Here is a 19984-nt window from a genome sequence, read left to right on the forward strand (position 1 = left end):
AGACCGCAGATTTAAATTTTTATTGCCCCTTGTAAGCGTATTTATGTGCCTAAGCGCAGGCATCTTGCTCAGTACTAGCGCTTTTGCGCAAAGCGGCGCACCTAACACACAAGTGAAGTACAACGATCAACAAGTATTACACGATATTGCTGATGCAATATCTGCCAGCAATATTGAGCAAGACATAAGCACTTTAGTAAGTTTTGGCACTCGCCATACGCTGAGCGAGACGGAGTCTGAAACACGCGGCATTGGCGCAGCGCGCCGCTGGATTAAAGCTGAATTTGACAAAATTTCTGCTGATTGCGGTGGCTGCTTAGAGGTGTTTTATCAGTCTGAAGTCATCTCTGGTGAACGCCGAATACCTGACCCGGTAGAGGTAGTTTCCGTCATTGCGATACAAAAAGGTACAAGTGATCCTAATCGCTACGTTCTAATGAGCGGCGACATCGACTCACGAGTGAGCGATGTAATGAATTTTACCGACGATTCACCCGGTGCAAACGACAATGCCTCCGGTGTTGCTGGCACGCTTGAAGCTGCTCGGGTTCTTTCAAAATATAAGTTTAACGGCAGTATTGTATATGCCGCTCTGGCGGGTGAAGAGCAGGGTTTATTTGGTGGGCGTATCTTAGCCGATTACGCAAAGGCAAATAATTGGCAGCTTAAAGCTGTGCTTAACAACGATATGATTGGCAATATTGAAGGTGTTAACGGCGTAATTGACAACACCTCTGCGCGTATATTTGCCGAAGGCACGCGTCATATAGAAACCGATGATGAGGCGAGGCGACGTCGCTTTACCGGTGGTGAGGTTGATTCGCCCAGTCGAAATCTTGCGCGCTACATCGACATGATGGCCGACCGCTACATAGACAATCTCGATACCATGGTAGTTTACCGCCTTGATCGCTTTGGGCGTGGAGGTCACCACCGTCCATTTAACGACTTAGGTTATCCTGGCGTAAGAATCATGGAAACAAATGAAAATTATAATCGTCAACATCAGGACCTGCGCACCGAAGGCGGCATTGTTTATGGTGACACCATTGACGGCGTAGACTTCGACTACGCCGCAAAGCTTACCGCGTTAAATGCCGTGTCTCTTGCCAGCATGGCATGGGCGCCAAAACCACCCACCAAGGTAGAGATAAGTGGCGCGGTTCAGCCTTCAACCACGCTCAAATGGAGCGAGCTTGACCCTGAAGAAAACCCTCAGCTTAAAGGCTATAAAATCTACTGGCGTTACACAGATGCGCCGCAGTGGCAGTTTAGCCGCTATGTTGGAAAGGTCAGTGAGTTTACGCTGGAAAACATTGTAATCGACAATTACTTTTTTGGCGTAGCGAGCGTGAGTAACGACGGTTTCGAAAGCCCGGTAGTTTATCCTGGTGCTGCTGGCGCGTTTGGCGAATAAGCGCGAAATTTATAATCCATTATCTACTGTGGCACGTTTTACTCCTAGATGTAAAACTTTGAGGTAGGAAATGGTTAATCGTTGGTATCATCCGTTGGTGTGTGCGTTTATGTTGCTTGGTGCAGTGATCGCGCAACCACATGCTCAAGAAGTTAGATTAGTGGGCAACAAAGTCGAGACCTTGATTAACGATAGAGGGCAACCCTCGCGCTTAACAGATTTGATTGAAGCGGCGCTTGCAAACGAGAATGTCACCCTAACGGCCACCACACAAGCTTGGTCCGGAAGCGGCCTCAGAAACGGTCGCTTCGACGGTTACATTGACCACTACTCACTAGATAATCCGAAACTCAACTATGTTTATTCAAAGCCGTTTGCAAATATCGCGCTGCACGTAGCATCTACTAGTGCCGATGCTGCCAACATGAATCGTCTCGACCAGCTCAATCGCAAACGCGTGGGTTTAGAAACACGTTTTGCAAACACCGACCAAGTGCGCAGCGAAAGGTCAGTTAACTGGGCCCGCACCCAAGATTTTTTCAATAATGTTCAACAACTGGCCGAACAGCGAGTGAACTACATTGTGGCCGACAAAATAATGCTCGACGAAATGAACAAAATGCTCATCGCCGTGGGGCAAGAGCCACTTTATATTTCAAGCGAGCCCTTGTTCAGCGTAGATATAAGCTTAGGAATGCGCACTGCCTTTGCCGATGCGCAAAGCGTTATTACTAAGCTGAACGAAGGCATCGAAAGACTGAAAACCACCCAGCAGTACGACGAGATTTATCTTCCGTCTGTAAACGCAAAAAGCATACTCGACGAAACCATGTACGAAGATATCGTGAAGCGTTGGTAGAAGTTTCCGTAATTTTTGCAAATCATTGCTTTGAGCTCAAAGCTAATATTGATTGCAAGCGAATATTAAAAAGCACCGCTTGAAAGAAAATCACTCTCGCTCAGGTCTTGGTATCCATTAGGCGTTAACTATGAACTAGGCTTTCTTGGCATGAACAAATTTATTACAAAAGCGTTAGGCATCTTGCTGGTTTTTACCATTGCCTATTTTGGAAATCGCGCGTTGCAAAGCTACTTAGGTGCGCAAGCTAAACAGGATGTTGGTTTTGAGATTTTGTCGCTCGAAGACGGCTTAAAACAAGCGAAAAAAGACAATAAGCTTATTCTTGCCAATTATTCTGCTATTTGGTGCCCGAGCTGCAGAAAGCTCGACAAGCAAGTATTTGCCGACGAAAGGGTCTACAGCACCATTGCCTCAAACTTTATTTTTGTGCTGGTGGATCACGACTCCGATGAGGGTAAAGATTTTGCCAAAAAATTCGACATAGCGGGTTTCCCAAGGGTTTTGCTGTTAAACCAAGGAGGCGAGAAACTAAGCGAATTACCCTTAAGCTTTGACCCAGATCAGTATAAGGCGAATCTTCAAAATGTGTTAATGGCGTTTCCGCCGTCTTAAGCTAGACTCGAAATGTTGAAAAGTTGTGTGCTAGTAGTAGGCAAACCCCTTGTGTGCAGGTTTGCTTAACCACTGAGACCATGTTAATGAATGTGCCCTCATAATTGACTTGGTCTCTTTTTTCTACTTTAAAAAAATGCTTGCAGGCCAGTTTGTGCGCGGCCAAGAATTAAGCCATGTATATCGTACGTCCCTTCATAAGTGTTTACTGTTTCTAAGTTAATCATATGCCGAATAACGTGAAATTCATCACTTATGCCGTTACCGCCATGCATATCGCGTGACTTTCTGGCGATGTCTAATGCTTTTGAGCAATTATTGCGTTTCATCATTGAAATCATAGCTGGGTCCATTTTATTTGCATCGATTAAACGGCCTAATTGCAATGCTCCTTGCAGACCTAAACTGATTTCTGTTTGCATGTCGGCCAACTTGGCTTGATACAGCTGGGTTTGCGCTAAAGGTCGATTAAACTGATGACGGTCGAGTCCGTATTGGCGCGCCGCATGCCAGCAAAATTCAGCAGCACCTAACACTCCCCAACAAATACCGTAGCGCGCCATATTTAAGCAACTAAAAGGCCCTTTTAAGGCTTTTACCTTGGGCAGCATTGCAGATTTTGGGACCACTACATCCTGCATGACTATTTCACCGGTAATAGAGGCTTTTAAAGATTGTTTCCCGGCAATTTTTGGCGTGCTTAAACCCTGCATGCCGCGTTCTAAAATGAACCCTCGAATACTGCTGTCTGACGCTAGCTTCACCCACACCACAAAAACATCGGCTATTGGCGAATTGGTGATCCACATTTTACTGCCGTTAATCCGATACCCACCCTCATATTCAGTCGCTATCGATTTCATTGCGGCTGGGTCTGACCCTGCATCAGGTTCGGTCAGGCCAAAACAGCCGATTGATTGACCACTTGCCAATTTCGGCAAATACTTTTGCTTTTGCTCGTCTGAGCCAAACTGCTGTATAGGATGCATGACTAAAGAAGACTGCACGCTCATTGCGCTTCGATAGCCGCTGTCGACGCGCTCAATCTCGCGCGCGATTAAACCGTAGGAGACATAGTTAACACCTGCGCAGCCATAGTCATGCAATGTAGCGCCGAGTAAGCCAGCACTTCCCATTTTTTGCATAATGCTGATATCAAAATGCTCTTCACGATTGGCTTTAATAATGCCAGGCATTAATTCGCTCTGCGCAAAGTCTCTTGCGCTTTGCGCTATCATTCTCTCGTCTTCGCTAAGCTGCTGCTCTAGTAATAAAATGTCGTGCCAATGACTCAGCATGTTTACTGCCCTATTTTGTGGTGACTAGCTTTGTGGTAACTAGCTTTGTGGTGACTAGCTTTGTGGTAACTAGCTTTGTGTCAATTATATAAAGCCCTTCATTCAAACTAAAGTAGATTGAACAATCGCTTTGTTATTGCTTGTCATCATAGGCAAGACAAGAATAAAAGTCATCAATCATCAAATATATGCAGCCGCCTTTAATCTTCCATTGACATTGACGCATAAAAAAGCATTAATAAATTATTCCAAAAACGTTGAGTAAATTTGAATAATGCAAATAAATGATGACTTGCGTTTACACACACGACAGCATAACTTAAGTGCTCTACGAGGCCTAAGTGCACTCTCTTGGTACGCTTACAAGTGGCTCGCAATAGCGGTGGTGAGTTCATTTCTCGTAAGCATCAGCGCATGCACTAAACCAAATATTAATGAGGCTGAGCAAAGCGCTGAACATGCAGCGCCAACAGAGGCAATTACTCGTGATACGACGGTTGAAAACGCACAAAAGGTGGAGTTTTATGAAACGGTGATGAATGCAGCCCCTTTTTTGCCCGCTAATAAAAACTCACGCGCGCTAGGTTGCGATATGCTTGTTAATGCCCAAGAAAGTAAGCACACATACGTGAGCTCAGAAAAAGCCGATTATGCCAACTATGGCTGGGAAGAGCGCATTGCCCACCAAGGTGACTACTTTCATGCAAGTAAGGCCGATGGACGTATTTTGCTAATTGATTTTGCAAACGCAAACAATAACTTAGCTTATCGATATTTAAGCAATGATAATACGCACAAACAAGTATACGAGCCGTGGAGCTCATCAAAAATCTTCGCCTTTACCGGCGCCATTGCACAGCTTCGTAAGCAAGGATTAGGCGCACAAGCAAAAGTTGGCGACACCTACGTTGCTGATATGATCACCGGTATTAACAGCTATGATAACTTTGGTACGGCGAGCGGAGAATCTAATGCGCTTGCAACGTTTTTTGCCAATATCGCAGGCCGCAAGTACCTAAGCGGTCTGTTTTACGACGACTGGTTAAAACTATCTGCTGAGAACATTTACTTTAAAGGCGCATATGGCCCTGATGCATTTGTTCCGAGCACTTATACTTGGCAGATGCTTGATGGTACTAATGACTCTGAGCAAGCGCCGCTTCAGGCAGTGATCTCGCCTTTTCTTAATGCGGCTGACGACCCAGCATATCTCCCTTATCGCTGTGATGCCTGCGGTTTAACCGGCAACAAACCAATGACAACATTAGCACAAGCCGAATGGCTTAAACGCTTGGCGGCCCATACGCGAGACCCAGCAACAGCGCACCCAAATTTGCGCCTCGAAGACATCGAAACGCTGTTTTATGGCAGCGGCAATTCTCTCGGTAATGAGCAATTTGCCGGCATGACCTTGGGCATATCATTGATGCTTCAACAGGCAATAGTAAACGCCATTGCCGGTAAAGATGTTGCCGACCCAAAAGCAATGTTAGATGAGCTCACAAAAGGTGAATGGCGGATATTTCAAAAGATAGGCTGGGGCCCGTCTGAAACGCGCTCTACTACCGAAAACGTTGTGCTTGCTCATGTTTGTTTGCCGCATTTTCAAGGCGGAAGAGAATTTACCGTTGCCGCACAAGTAGCGGTGCCTGAGGCAAAAGAAGAACACCTTGCATTGGCAGGTATGAAGATGCAGACACTATTGCAAAAAAGTTTGAGTCAGTATTTTCATGATTAAGGTGCACGTTTGATATGCTGATCAAGTCGATAGAGCTTTTTTCGCTCAAAGTCCCTTTGCATACACCGTTTAAAACAGCGGTTCGTGAGGTCAGTCATATTCACGATATTGTTGTGGTGCTTACAAGTGAAGACGGCCAGCTTGGCTATGGCTCTGCGCCATCGACGCCGCAAATAACTGGCGATGACCATGAGAGTATTGCGAAGGCCATCAACGAGGTGCTGTCGCCCTTATTGTTAAACCAATCCATTACCTACATAAGCTCACTTCTTCGGCAGGTTCATCAGGCTAAAGATGCCGGAAGCAATGCAAAAGCGGCCGTAGATATTGCCCTTTTTGACCTCTATGCCAAATATTGCGATGCACCGCTTTACAAAATACTCGCTGATGAAGCATTTTTTGGCACGGGTGTTGACCAATATAAGCAAAACAAGCAAGGCAAAAGCGCCCAAAACGCAGCTAGTGACCACTTGGCAAGCTCAACTTATCCTGTTTTGGAAACCGACTACACCATTAGCGTAAACGATACCGAGCAAATGTGCGAAGACATTGCTAAAGCAATTGCCCGCGGCTATCGGTGTTTAAAAATCAAAATTGGCAGTCAGCCTGCCGAAGATGTTAAACGCCTGCGCGCCATTTACGAATATGTTGAAAGTCTCAATGCCGAAGCGCGCACAAACGCTGAGGCTAATTTACACCTTAATGATTGCGCCAGAGCAATTACACTGCGTCTAGATGTAAACCAAGGATGGGATTGTCAAACCACTATCGATATTATGGGCGAACTTGAAGCAAACAATATCCACTTTGAACTCGTTGAACAACCCGTAAAAGCAAACGACACGCAAGGCCTCATCAAAATAAAACAATCGATTAAAACACCCGTTATGGCAGACGAGAGTGCATTCGATTTAGCTCAGGTTAAAAGCTTGATTAAGGCGAACGCCGTAGACATTATCAACATAAAATTAATGAAAGCGGGTGGTCTGTTGCCGGCCATTGAAATTGCGCGTTACTGCAAAAACCACCAAGTGCCCTGTATGATTGGCTGTATGTTAGAGGGGAGTATTGGCGTTGCGGCAGCCGCTCACTTGGGCTTTGCATTTTCAGATACAATAAAATTTGTAGACTTAGACGGGCCCACTCTCGGCCAGTATGACCCAATAGCGCAAAGCAGCATGAGCCAAACAACGGTGTTTGACGATGCTGTCATTACACTTAATCAAAGCGCGGGCTTGGGCATTAATATTCAAGGCAATTGCACTGGACTTACGCGGTGGCCTTTATCATCATCGAGTAAACTAGCACAGGAAACAAGCAACTGATGCGCCAAAGCTATGCCTCAATTGATTTATCTGCACTTATGCAAAATTTGCGCTTGCTCAAAGGCGCAGCGCCCCATAGCGATTCACTTGCGGTAGTTAAAGCAGATGCTTACGGTAACGGCGCGGTAGAAATCGCTAAACACATAGCGCCTGAGGTAAACATGTTGGCAGTTGCCATGCTCGACGAGGCTATACCGCTTCGTGAGGCAGGCATTAACCTTCCCATTTTAGTCCTGCAAGGGCCTCATCAAGCGTCAGAACTTAGCGCCACTGATGCTTACAACCTTCATTGGATGATTCACAATAAGCATCAGCTTGAATGGCTCGAGCAGCATCAGGCTTCAAAGCAGAATGCTATCGACAATCTGGGCGCTCGCCTTTGGCTTAAATTTGATACCGGCATGCATCGCTTAGGATTTGATATTGATGATTTTGATACGGTGCTACATAACCATCGCCATTTAACAAACTCCTCTACGGTGATTGCGACCCATTTAGCCTGCGCCGACGAACAAGACCGAACTCACACCGACCAGCAAATTTCTCGCTTTTTACAAGGTGTGAAAAACGCAGGCATGCGCCTGTCTGTTGCAAACTCTGCCGGGGCCCTTGCACATGCTAGCGCCCAACAAGATATCAATCGGATTGGAATTGCGCTTTATGGCAGCTCGCCTTTTGACACATCGCACAGTACCTTTGGCGTGAACGACAGTATTGGACTCAAGGCTGTCATGACCCTTACTGCAAAAATTATAGGTCTGCGCACCATCCCCAAAGGCGATACCGTTGGCTATGGAGGCACATGGACGGCGAGCAAGCCTAGCACTATAGCCACTGTGGCAATTGGCTATGCAGACGGTTACCCGCGGCATGCACCAAACGGTACACCTGCAATATGCCGAGGGCAGCGCATTAAATTAGTGGGGCGTGTATCAATGGACATGCTCACTTTTGACGTTAGCGAGCTCGACGATGTTGCTCTCTATGACGAGGTGGAGCTATGGGGTAAACAATTACCCATTAATGAAATTGCACGTTTTGTGGGCACCATTGGCTATGAATTAATGACGCGCATATCGGCGCGCGTTCCTAGAAGATACACAACAAAATAAGCTGGTAGCAGCTAAGGACATATACTCATGGATTTATTATCACGCAAGAAAATAAAAGGTGGTGGCAGTCAATGATTGACCAGTTCTCACTTCTCGACTGGTCGTTATTTGCCGGCTACGGGCTCATATTGCTGGTAAGCGGTTATATGTTTAATCGCAAAGCACAAAACACTCAAGACTATTTTTTAGGGGGCAATACCATGCCCATTTGGGTGGTTGGTATCTCGGTACTAGCCACTTCGCAATCTGCCGCTACCTTTTTAGGCGGTCCTGATCAGGGCTATCGAGGCGATTTGTCTTATTTAGCTACCAACATAGCAGGCTTTTTGGCGGCGCTGTTTGTGGCGATGTTTTTACTGCCGCGGTTTTATGCCTTAAAAGTATATACCGTGTATGAATTGCTCGAGCAGCGCTTTGGTAAAAATGCGAAATACCAAGCCGGACTCATTTACCTTAGCGGCAGATTATTTGCCAGCGGTGCACGCCTTTACATGGCGGCTATCGCGGTAGCGATGATTTTATTTGGAGACATACAAGCCAGCAGCGTGGTGTTTTCAATTCTTATTATTGCTGTCATTGGCTTTGCTTACACCATGTACGGTGGTATTCGCAGCGTTATTTATTCAGACGTTATCCAGTGTTTGGTATACATAAGCGCAGCGCTATTAGTATTGTTTTACCTCTACGCCAGTATCCCGGTAGATTTTTCGAGTATCGTGAGTGCCCTGCAAACCCCCGCTCCTGGTGAGGCGTCTAAACTCACGTTTATTGACTTTTCTTTGGACTTTTCAAGCGCAGGCGTATTTGGTTTTTGGTCAATCATTACCGGCTTTGTGCTGCTAAACATTGCAGCATTTGGTCTCGACCAAGACGTAACGCAACGCATGCTTACCTGTAAAGATTCAAAAAGCGCAACCAAAGCCTTGGTCTCGTCGATTGTTATGGGTATCCCGGTTGTATTAATCTTTGTATGCATTGGCCTGCTGCTATTTATCTACTATCAGCGCCCAGATATTATGGCGCAGGGTTCAGGCAACACCGTTGTGCCCGAATTTGAAGGGCAAACAGTCACTATTTTTATGTACTACGTACTAAACGATTTGCCTAATGGCATCAAGGCTATCATCACCATTGGCATCGTGGCCGCAGCACTCTCCACCCTCAATTCGGGGCTTAACTCTATGTCGTCGGTGGCCATTCAAGACATTTATCGTGGGCTTATTCATAAAAACAAAGACCTGTCAGAGCAAAAACTAGTGACCGCTGGGCGAATTTGTATGGGCATAGTGGCTCTCGCACTGTCAGGCATGGCTGCGCTGTGTTATTACTGGCAACAGTATACCGACACGCCATTGCTGGCCTTTGCTTTAAGCGTGATGGTGTTTTCTTACTCCGGCCTGCTGGGTATTTATTTCACCGCGCTGTTTACTCAGCGAGGTTCTCCTGTGTCTATATCAATGGCGCTTTTGGTAGGATTTTTAACGCCCGTATTAATGCAGCCATACATCCAAACCCTTTATTTGCCCGAGCATATGCAATTTGACCTAGGCTTTACATGGCAGTTAATGATAGGTACGGGCATTTCTTTACTCGTTTGTTTAAGCGGACGTAGCACTGTGCAAACAGCAGCTAGCAATACTGCAGCGCAAACAGAACAAGGAACTCAATAATATGCAAACCTCTTCTTCAGAGCTTATTCAACAGCTTGACACACTCGTATCAGAGGGGAGAAACCCTGACACCATGAATCTCGATACGCTATCGACTAGCGAATTGCTCGGGGTAATGAATCAAGAAGACAGAAAGGTCGCACAAGCCGTCCAAGATGTGTTGCCCGATATCGCCCAAGCTGTAGAGCACATTGTAAATAGCCTTAAGCAGGGCGGTCGACTAATTTACATTGGTGCGGGTACCAGTGGCCGCTTAGGTGTGCTCGATGCAGTTGAATGCCGCCCTACGTTTAGTGTGTCAGATAATCTGGTAGTAGGGATTATCGCAGGCGGTGAACGCGCGCTAATGCACGCTGTTGAGGGCGCTGAAGACAACGCACAAGCCGGCGTTGACGATTTAAAGTCTATAGACTTGAGTGCAAAAGACACTGTTGTGGGCATTGCAGCGTCGGGGCGCACGCCCTATGTGATTGGCGCACTGAACTACGCTAATGACCTAGGGTGCGAAAGTATCTGCCTCGTATGTAATCCTACCTCACCTCTTTTGAGCACCGCCAAAACCGGAATTTGCGTGACGGTAGGGCCAGAATGCTTAACCGGTTCAACACGCATGAAGTCAGGCACCGCGCAAAAGCTAGTGCTTAATATGCTCAGCACTGCCGCCATGGTTAAGATGGGAAAGGTATACGAAAACTTAATGGTAGATGTGAACGCGAGTAATAAAAAGCTTGAGGCTCGGGCCATACGCATAGTCATGCAGGCAACGCAGTGTTCGTCGGCAATCGCTGAACAGGCCCTGGTTCAAGCGGGGCATCGTGCAAAGCTAGCGATACTAATGATTTTAAGCAACACCAGCGCGCAGCAAGCAGAAAAGCTACTGGATGACAGTCAGGGCTTTTTACGCCGCGCACTAGGAGCACACTCGCCGTGATGGCACATATCAATATGCGCGTGCTTCGTAAGTGTCATGCTTTGTTGTGTTTGTTGCTTATTGCGCTGCTGCCAGCGTGTGCCCAAGCTAGCAAAACACTCAGCCAATATCCTAATCAAGCACTGGTGTTAGGGGCCGAGCGGGTAAGTGTTTATCTGCCTTTGCTGGCCAATAAACGCGTTGGGCTGGTAGTTAACCAAACCTCTCGAGTAGGCCAGGCTCATCTGCTCGACGTATTAATTGCTAATGGCATAGATGTGAAAGTACTTTTTGCTCCTGAACACGGCGTGCGCGGCAATATTGGTGCTGGCGAGCATGTTGAAAACTCCACCGATGCGGCTACAGGGGTGCCCATTCAGTCTATTTATGGTGATAACAAAACGCCTCCTAGCAACATTATGCAAGCTCTCGATGTCATTGTGTTTGATATCCAAGATGTGGGCACACGCTTTTATACCTACATTAGCTCCATGCATTACATGATGCAGGCGGCTGCTAAGCATAATGTTTCATTTATTGTGCTCGACCGACCCAATCCAAATGGCCGTTTTGTAGACGGACCAATACTTGAACCACAATTTCAGTCGTTTGTAGGGATGCACCCTATACCCGTTTTGCATGGTTTAAGCGTTGGCGAGCTTGCGCTTATGATTGTAGGCGAGCAGTGGATTGAACAAGCAGAAACGCTCGACTTACACGTTATCAGCATGCAGGGCTATGCTAAAAGTATGCCTTATATATTGCCGGTTGCCCCTTCTCCAAATTTGCCAAACGCCAAGGCCATAGCCTTATATCCGTCGTTGTGCTTTTTTGAAGCGAGTGCAGTAAGTGTGGGCCGGGGAACCGATTTACCGTTTCAACAAATAGGACACAATATTGTCGCGTTAGGCGAGCATCGCTTCACCCCTGAGAGCCGACCGTACGCTGCGCCTAATCCAAAGTTAGAAGGACTGAATTTATTTGCGATTGATTTGCGCGACAGTAAGATTGAGGGCTTAAATTTACAGCCTCTGCTGCAAGCGCATCGTCGTTTTAATGAGCAAGGAGAAGTCTTTTTTACCTCACCGAGCTTTATGGATAAATTAGCGGGCAGTGACCAATTGCGCAAAGATATTCAAGATGGGAAAAGCGAAGATGAAATTAGAGAACGCTGGCAGGCCGGTCTTGCCGCGTACAAACAGATGCGACAGCCTTACCTGCTCTACCCTAATGATTTCTGAACTGCGAGACCACATCGCGAGACTTTTCTAACAACGAGCGTCTGCTAGATGATTTTTGCATGAGAGAAATAAACAGCATATCAATCACCAGTTCTTGAGCGGTGCGCGCCAAAATAGAAGATATTCGAGTAGCGGCCTCTTCTGCCACTGAGTAAAGCCGCACTTTGGCATGAATAGACACCGGCGTATCACCAAATTTTGTGACCGATATCACTGGCGTATCGTTCGCTCTTGCCTCATTGACTACATTGACGACCTCGCGCGTTGCCCCCGATTCACTTAAGGCAAATACCAAGTCTTGCTTGCCCAAAGTAGAGGCAATGGCTAGTTGTGCATGACCGTCGATTTCTGAGATTGCGGTTATACCCAGCTTTTGTAATTTAAACGAAAAATCTTTTCCGACCAAAGCAGAACCGCCTAGTCCGGTGATCAGCACTCGGTTGGCTTTTTCTAATAAGTTTACTGCGTCTAAAAGCGCATAGCGGTCATTGAGGTTTTTGGTTTGGTTGAGCACAGCAATTTTACTTTGCAGTAACTTAGACGACATAATTTCATAGTCGTCGTCGACTGAAATGCTGCCGTGCAACTTTTGATGATCAGTTTGCAGGTTTTTAATATCTTCGAGTATGGCGAGCTTAAGCGCAGGATACCCTTTGTATTTAAGCTTTTGCGCGAACTTTACCACCGTACTTTGGCTAACGCCCACCGTTGTTGCCAGTTTTTGCGACGATAAATCTCTTAAGGCACCAGGCGATGTTAAAAGGTAATTGGCTAGCTTTTCTTCACTTTGTGAGAGCGAGGGCAACAACGCTTTTATTTTCGAAAATGCAGCCATACTAAGTCCTTTGCGTGATATATGCTGATGTTGGCAGTACTAGCAAGAGGTGAACAAGCGTTAAGCAAATGCGGTTTAGTCGTCAAGACTGCTGCGCTCATGTTTATGCTCATGCTTATGCTTTTGCTTATATAATGACGGGTTAGCACCTTGTTAGCACCTTGGCTCCCGCTATACGCTTCAATAACACCCCAACATCTGAATACTTTATTCTTAATTGCCTATTAATAATAGAATAATTTGCATGTTCATGCATATTTTCGATATGGTAAGGCCATCTCATCTTTATCAATGCCCCAACATTCATGTCATCATCGATTAGTCATTTACTTGAAACGCTCAATTTATCTCATATTACCCATAGCGACATTCAGCCTCTTATTCATGCTCTAAAAGGCGATGCCAAAGTGAGTGTGTGTCACCAAGGCAATTCTTTCGAGGGCCGAAGTATTGAGCGCATTACCTTTGGTAATGGCCCGATCAAAATACTTGCTTGGACGCAGATGCACGGCAATGAAGCAACCGCGACGGCCTCGGTATTTGACTTGTTAGACACCTTACTCTCGTCAAGCGATGAAAGCTTAGTAGATGCAGCTAGTCTTTTTACCTTAGATATTGTGCCCATGCTCAACCCTGATGGCGCTGAGCGCTGTATTCGCCACAACGCTCAGGCAATAGATATCAACCGTGACGCTATGGCAAAGCAGACCCTTGAGGGCAATCTGTTGATGGACCTCGTAGACACGCTCAAGCCGCATATTGCGTTTAACCTACACGACCAATCTCCGTATTATCAATGTGGCACCAACGGCAACCCGTCGACCATTGCATTTTTAGCGCCTGCCTTTGATGTCGATAAAACCATTGATAAGCCTAGGCGTCTCGCCATGGCCTTAATTTCTCATATGACAGATGTGCTAAAGCCTCACATCAATCAGAGCGTAGCGCGCTATGACGATACTTTCTCGCCGCGCTCTTTTGGTGACAGGATTGCCGGTAAGGGCGCCGCCACCATTTTAATTGAGTCGGGCGCAGCTCGAAACGACCCAGACCGCCAAATCGCTCGCCGTATGAACCATATTGCGATGTTAGCGGCCATGCGCATGCTCAAACGAGAGCATCAAGGCGATATTGACGATGCACAGTTAGATGCTTTGCAGGATGCCTACTGGACGATCCCTGAAAACACCTCAGAAACGCTGTCTTCGCTGCTGATTCGAAACTTACACTTTGTGGGGCCGCACAGCTATCAAGCCAGTATCAGCATTAAGCAAACCGCCCGTTATTCTAATCAGTTTTTTATTGATGCAGTAGGCGATGTGGGCGTGCAGGCTGGGCTTGAGGAGTTTGACGCCGGTGACCTCACCTATGATGCAGGTAGCGTACACACACTTAGCACAACGACCATCATTACCGAAGAAAGCTATCATGACTGGTTGCGTCAAGGGGTTATTCAGTTTCAAGGGCCGATAGAATATTTAGACAATCAATCGCCGTATCAAGTGCTTATGAATCAGCCGCTAAGCGCAGGGCCAAGAGCATTGGTGTTGCAACAACCAGCGTATTTTTTGATGCGCCGCGGCGATAGCGTTGTGGCAGCGGTGATTAATGGAAAGCTCATTAAGCTCACTTAACACTCAATACCGTTACCGGCGCTTGCCCTTTTGCAGGCGCTTTACCGCTGAGCACTTTGATGAATGAATCAAACACCGGAGCAAATAAGCTGTCATCTTCACCGGCGACTTGATAGTCGTACGATGCATAAATACCCGAGTAAAGCGCTAACTCAGACGCGCTTACATAGGGCGAACGCATTTTTAAGAGAATTGTTTGTGCTTGACCTGAATTAGCTACAAGCCTTTGAATAGCCTCTTGCTGCATTGGCACTGATTTTCTTTGATTCGGCGTAATTCCCTCAAACTGGCGGCTCTCAAAAAACGACAGTCTAGGTTGGATATCCCCTATAATTATCAGATCGGCATCGGTGCTTAAGTCAATCTCTTCACTTAACTCACTTACGCATCTGTATTTTTGCCATCCTGCTACTTTTAAATAATGAGCAATCGCTTGGCAGCGACGTTTGTCGGGCATCACCGCATAAATACTTTGATTGGTTTTTATAACCGAAGGTAAGGCCTTAATTTGCGTCATTGCATCTAACGACAGCGCGCTCGCCAGCGGCGATTGTAAGTCCTTAGCTAGCTCGGCCTGCCACGCATTAAGACGCGTTTGCTTTTCAGCCAGGCTCAAGCGCGCATGCTCATTCATTTTTCGCTTTTCTTTGTGACGTAGAATGCGTAAATAGGAAGCCTCCACCTCTTTTTTAAGCGCAGGGTTGCTCGCAACCATGAGGCTAAGTTCACTTAAGAAATTTTCAAAGTCTTCTGCCTCGTGAGCAGAGCTAATTTTAAAAGGCATAAGCGCAATATCTGCGCCTGCTTTAAATGCTTTATATGCGGCATCAACTGGGCTTAAAAATTGGCTTATGGCGGCCATATCAAGCGCGTCAGTTACAATGAGTCCCTTATAACCAAGCTTCTTTCTTAGCAAACCGGTAAGTATTGTTCTCGACAAGGTAGCTGGAAGCTCTGTGCTGTGTCCGTTCAGGGAGCTAAACTGCGTTTGATCTACCAAAGGATATTGAATGTGGGCTGTCATGATCATGTCCACATCGGTGTTGTCTATAACATATTTAAAAGGTACAAGGTCTATACGCTCAATTTGAGCAAGGTCGCGCTCTACTCTTGGCAAACCAACATGGCTATCTACATAGGTATCTCCGTGCCCTGGGAAATGCTTCGCCGCCACGGCAATATTGTGTTGCCCAAAGGCTTTTATTTGCGCTGCCCCTAAAGATGCAACCCAATCAGGACGCTCTGAAAATGAACGCACGTTTATGATCGGATTCGCCGGATTGCTATTTACATCTAAACTCGGCGCAAAATTTAGATTAAACCCTAGAGCATAAAGCGACTGCGCCATTAATTCGGCCGTTTTACTTGCGTAATGTATACCGTGCTCAGCAAAGGTTGCGCCTATGGCCATATTACCCGCAAAGCCAAAAAACGCATCGTTTGGCAAGCGCGTTACGCGCCCGCCCTCTTGGTCAATGGCAATATACAGGGGTGTTTTACCGGCTGTTGCACTTTGTAAATCGTGAGTAAGTCTGAGGATTTGTTCTGGTGTTTGCAGGTTATCGGCAAACAAAATGACGCCACCTACCTGCGTCGTACTTAACATGTGTTTCAAACTAGGCTTTAAAGAAGTGAGTGCTTGCTGACACAACTTAGGCTTTGATATCGGTGTTGTAGGTGCCGAACTGTGAGTTTTATCGGGTGCTGGGCAGTAGTAGCGTAAATCAATCAATAATTTTTGCGCTACCATCGTTTTTAGCGAAACAGTGTTGCTATTAGCCTGCGATGCTGCGCACAGCAAAAGCGTGATTAATAAGGCAAAAAAAGAAGTCAAAGCGCGCTTTGGTATAGGCAGCACAGGCAATATCGCACGTTTGGCATTAGTATATTCGCCCATTTAACTAGTTGCCTCTGTATAAAATGCCATATTCATGTTGAAGCGCCGCTTTGTAGAACCCTGCATTCAATTACCACCTCACCTAACTTGTATCTAACTTGTATCTTACTTGCACCTAGTTTTCACCATGTTTTCACCATGTTTTCAACTGGCTGTGACCTTGGCTTTGACCGCGCCCTTTATTTGCCCCATGCTTTGGTCTCGGGTCTGGCTTCATTGCGTCCCGCCTATAGCCCTAAAATATTTTATTGTAATATTATGACACATATTTGGAATAATTTATTATTTACAAACTTTCCGGTTGTGCTAACGTGGTCGTTAAGGGAGGGTGCAACATAAGAACCCTGACTTGTGCCGCGGCTGTAATGTTTGTCTCGACACAATCGAAAAGCGTCAATCCACTCTCCTGGCTCATTGGGCATCAGTACGCTGTCGATGCTCAAACTCTATCAAAAACGAGTGATAGAAAACACATGCCAATAATAATCACATAGGGAGAATGCACAGTGAAGTTAAATAAAATTGCACTAGTGCTAGCCATGTCAGGTTTCGGCGTTCACGCCGTTGCTCAACAAGCTGCTGATCAAAACACTGAAACAAACGAAAAAGTCGAACGTATTGAAGTAACAGGCTCTAGCATAAAACGCACGAGCCTAGAGGGAGACTTACCGCTTACTATTATCTCACGCGCAGAAATTGACGCGGCAGGCATTACCTCTGCTGAACAGTTACTGCTGCAACTCAATATATCATCAAACTCCAATGACAACCTTGCCAGTAATGCCGGTATTGTCGGCGGTGAAGAACGCGGAAACAACGGTGCATCAAGCGCTAACTTGCGTCAGCAAGGCGCGGGGTCAACGCTGGTGTTGCTCAACGGACGTCGTATTGCGACGCACGGTTTGCAGGGTCGCTCAGTTGACCTTAACTCCATCCCTTTTGCGGCTATTGAGCGCGTTGAAGTGTTGCGTGATGGGGCATCGGCTGTATATGGCACCGACGCCATCGGCGGCGTCATAAACTTTATCTTGAAAAAGAACTACAGCGGCGTGCAGCTAGGCGCATTTGCTGACCATACAGAAGACGGCGGCGGTAATATCTATCGCTTCAACGTGCTAGCTGGCACAGGTGACTTAGAACAAGACGGCTTTAACATCATGGGCTCGTTATCGTATAAGTCAGCTGAAATTCTGCGCGGTACTGACCGTGACTTTACCAACACTTTTCAGCCTGAACGCGGATTATCACCCGATACCCGCGGTGCACCTTACGCATCTATTAACAACAGAAGCTCAGGCGGAGACGACCCCACAAGCGCAAACTTTAATTTAATCGGGACCGGCTTAACCAATCCGAACACCGGCTTAACTAACGACGTATTAAACGTGCTTGCCCTGCCCGGCCAACCTGGATGTGACTCGATAGAGGGCATGGGTGACGACGGTGCAGATTTATGGAACCGGGCACGCAACTTAGGCGTGAGCTGTTCGTGGGACTATCCGCGAGCCTCTGTATTACAACAACCGGTTGAGAATATTGACTTTGTAGGCCGCGGTACAATGAAGGTAGGTGAAGATTCAGAAGCCTTCATTGAGTTACTCGGCTCTGAAGTAGTCTCTAAAAAGGTGTTTGAGCCAAATCAAATAACGCCTTGGGCAATTGGTCAAGCAGGCTGGTACCCAAGTACTGGTGAATCCTACGATTATATTGTAGACGCGCTTTCAGATTTTTATGGCGCCGACCAGCTAAATATCGGTGCACCTATTGCCTATCGCTGGCGTTGTATGGATTGCGGCCCTCGCGAAATCGAGACCACGACCAAGTCTTATAAAATTCAGTTGGGCATAGAGGGCATAATTGGTGATTGGGATTATAAAGCCGGTATCTCACGCTCTGGCAACGAGGCTGAATCGGTGCTCGGCGGGGGTTACCACTTCACCGACGACCTTGCAGCGGCCATAGGCTCTGGCGCCGTCAACCCGTTCTTATTACCCGGCGAAAGTCAGTCTGCTGCCGGCATTTCTGCACTCAATGCAGCCTCTGCCGAAGGCGTGAAACTGTTCAATGGTGAAACAACCATGACCCAGATTGATGCGTCTATTTCGGGCGATACAGGCTTTGAGTTAGGCCTGGGTGGCGATACGATTTATGTAGCTGCAGGTGTTGATTTACGCCGCGAAGAATATACGTTTAACGGCGACCGCGAGAGTGCTGCGGCCCAACGCAGAATTTACGGCGCGCCTTTCGATGAGGCCGACACCCTGCCTGATTCAAGCCGCGACATAAAAGCAGTATTTGTTGAAGCCTTAGTGCCTGTGGTAGAAAGCCTAGAGTTAAACCTTGCGGTACGTCATGATAATTATGACGGCTTTGGCGGCACAACTAACCCTAAATATGGCTTTAAATTTACGCCCATCGACGAGTTATTGTTCCGCGGTGCATACAGCACAGGCTTTAGAGTCCCAACCTTTAATCAGTTATTCAGCGGCGTGACTGCTGAGCCCTACACAGGAACTGATTTGGCAAACCCATTTGTTTGCCCCGACGGCATCGTCATTGCCGACAACCCAAGCTGTCAACCTATTACTCCGGCTATCTTCTTCGGTGGTAAAGAGGACTTAGGCCCTGAAGAGTCCAAGCAATCTAGCTTAGGGGTAGTGTTTGCCACCGACAGCGTGGTCGTCAATGTAGATTGGTGGGAAATTGAAATTGAAGGCACTATCCAGACGCCTGGTTTTAGAGAGTTGATTGAAAATCCAGAGCTCTTTAGAGACAACTTCATTTTAGACTCTGACGGCAGCATCGCTGCAATCGACCGTCGTTTTATCAACGCAGGTGGTCGAAAAACCAGTGGAGTTGAAGTGGGCGTTATCACCGGCGGTGATTTAGGCGAAGGCACATGGGGAGTTAACTTTAACGGTAGTTACCTGATTGAAGATATCAAACAGGAACGTGATGACGCAGAATTTGGGCCTAATTTAGTGGGTACTCACTCACGCGGTAACATCCCATTGCGCTGGAAACATACACTGTCTGCTAATTTCACCTACGGTAATTTCATTCATACTATTACGCAGCTTTATCGCCATAGCTACGACGATGAAACACCACCGGGCGTGGCCTCAGGTGAAGCTAATCCGCCATTTTACACAGGGCAGGTAGGTAGCTACACGGTGTATAACTACTCCATGAACTATACCGGTTTTGAAAATATGGAAGTTATTTTTGGTGTGAAAAACTTACTGGACCGCGATCCACCGTTTACCGCTCACCAAAACGACTTTTCGCCGGGTGCAGCATTTGACCCACGCGTAGCCGACCCACGCGGTCGCTCCTACACCGTGCAGGTGAACTACGATTTTTAAACGCTTGCGTTAAAAAATCTGTGAACAAAACGGCTGAAAGCTTAAAAAGCTAGACGCTACGAAAGCAA

General features: G+C 46.7%; 14 protein-coding genes. 11 read left to right on the forward strand and 3 right to left on the reverse strand.

All coding sequences use genetic code 11. The annotated features are described in order from the left end of the window. The first annotated feature begins 43 nt into the window (after positions 1-43). From ACFO4O_RS11340 to ACFO4O_RS11350, 3 genes are all read left to right on the forward strand, one after another. Positions 44-1417: a M28 family metallopeptidase gene (locus ACFO4O_RS11340; protein ID WP_382409576.1), complete on the forward strand. Its 1374-nt coding sequence runs from the start codon at positions 44-46 to the stop codon at positions 1415-1417. A gap of 70 nt (positions 1418-1487) precedes the next feature. Continuing rightward, positions 1488-2276 carry a substrate-binding periplasmic protein gene (locus ACFO4O_RS11345; protein ID WP_382408581.1) on the forward strand — a complete coding sequence of 263 codons (789 nt, stop codon included), beginning with the start codon at positions 1488-1490 and terminating at the stop codon, positions 2274-2276. Positions 2277-2426: 150 nt separating this feature from the next. Then, complete coding sequence (locus tag ACFO4O_RS11350) at positions 2427-2891, forward strand: thioredoxin family protein (protein ID WP_382408583.1); 465 nt, start codon at positions 2427-2429, stop codon at positions 2889-2891. 128 nt (positions 2892-3019) lie between these two features. On the opposite strand, the gene ACFO4O_RS11355 is transcribed toward ACFO4O_RS11350, so the two are convergent. Further along, positions 3020-4189, reverse strand: a complete 1170-nt coding sequence (locus tag ACFO4O_RS11355) for an acyl-CoA dehydrogenase (RefSeq protein ID WP_382408585.1) — start codon at positions 4187-4189, stop codon at positions 3020-3022. Between the two features lie 274 nt (positions 4190-4463). Here ACFO4O_RS11355 and ACFO4O_RS11360 point away from each other — a divergent pair, with 274 nt between their 5' ends. The 6 genes from ACFO4O_RS11360 (at position 4464) to ACFO4O_RS11385 (ending at position 12185) form a co-directional block, all read left to right on the forward strand. Continuing rightward, on the forward strand, positions 4464-5927 hold the full coding sequence (locus ACFO4O_RS11360; protein WP_382408587.1) for a hypothetical protein: 1464 nt from the start codon (positions 4464-4466) through the stop codon (positions 5925-5927). Between the two features lie 14 nt (positions 5928-5941). Beyond that, positions 5942-7252: a dipeptide epimerase gene (locus ACFO4O_RS11365; RefSeq protein WP_382408589.1), complete on the forward strand. Its 1311-nt coding sequence runs from the start codon at positions 5942-5944 to the stop codon at positions 7250-7252. Next, positions 7252-8364: an alanine racemase gene (gene alr / locus ACFO4O_RS11370; RefSeq protein WP_382408591.1), complete on the forward strand. Its 1113-nt coding sequence runs from the start codon at positions 7252-7254 to the stop codon at positions 8362-8364. Before ACFO4O_RS11365 ends, alr begins: the two co-directional genes overlap by 1 nt. Positions 8365-8435: 71 nt before the next feature. Beyond that, entirely contained in the window at positions 8436-10034 is a 1599-nt protein-coding gene (locus ACFO4O_RS11375) for a sodium:solute symporter (protein ID WP_382408593.1), read from the forward strand. Position 10035: 1 nt separating this feature from the next. Then, the gene (gene murQ / locus ACFO4O_RS11380) at positions 10036-10965 is read left to right on the forward strand and encodes an N-acetylmuramic acid 6-phosphate etherase (RefSeq protein WP_382408595.1); all 930 of its coding nucleotides are present in this window, start codon (positions 10036-10038) and stop codon (positions 10963-10965) included. Beyond that, the gene (locus tag ACFO4O_RS11385) at positions 10965-12185 is read left to right on the forward strand and encodes an exo-beta-N-acetylmuramidase NamZ family protein (protein ID WP_382408597.1); all 1221 of its coding nucleotides are present in this window, start codon (positions 10965-10967) and stop codon (positions 12183-12185) included. The genes murQ and ACFO4O_RS11385 overlap by 1 nt, the downstream gene beginning before the upstream one ends. Here the strand turns inward: ACFO4O_RS11385 and ACFO4O_RS11390 are convergent. Beyond that, the gene (locus tag ACFO4O_RS11390; protein ID WP_382408599.1) at positions 12172-13020 is read right to left on the reverse strand and encodes an SIS domain-containing protein; all 849 of its coding nucleotides are present in this window, start codon (positions 13018-13020) and stop codon (positions 12172-12174) included. The genes ACFO4O_RS11385 and ACFO4O_RS11390 overlap by 14 nt on opposite strands. 305 nt (positions 13021-13325) lie before the next feature. Here ACFO4O_RS11390 and ACFO4O_RS11395 point away from each other — a divergent pair, with 305 nt between their 5' ends. Further along, positions 13326-14654 (forward strand): M14 family zinc carboxypeptidase, encoded by a 1329-nt coding sequence (locus ACFO4O_RS11395; RefSeq protein ID WP_382408601.1) that lies wholly within the window; start codon positions 13326-13328, stop codon positions 14652-14654. Here the strand turns inward: ACFO4O_RS11395 and ACFO4O_RS11400 are convergent. After that, on the reverse strand, positions 14647-16551 hold the full coding sequence (locus ACFO4O_RS11400; RefSeq protein ID WP_382408603.1) for a glycoside hydrolase family 3 protein: 1905 nt from the start codon (positions 16549-16551) through the stop codon (positions 14647-14649). The genes ACFO4O_RS11395 and ACFO4O_RS11400 overlap by 8 nt on opposite strands. Positions 16552-17057: 506 nt before the next feature. Here ACFO4O_RS11400 and ACFO4O_RS11405 point away from each other — a divergent pair. Next, positions 17058-19916, forward strand: coding sequence for a TonB-dependent receptor domain-containing protein (locus ACFO4O_RS11405; protein WP_382408605.1), 2859 nt, complete (start codon positions 17058-17060; stop codon positions 19914-19916). The last annotated feature ends 68 nt before the right edge of the window (positions 19917-19984 follow it).

The organism is Glaciecola siphonariae (assembly GCF_042652645.1).
GTDB lineage: Bacteria > Pseudomonadota > Gammaproteobacteria > Enterobacterales > Alteromonadaceae > Glaciecola > Glaciecola siphonariae.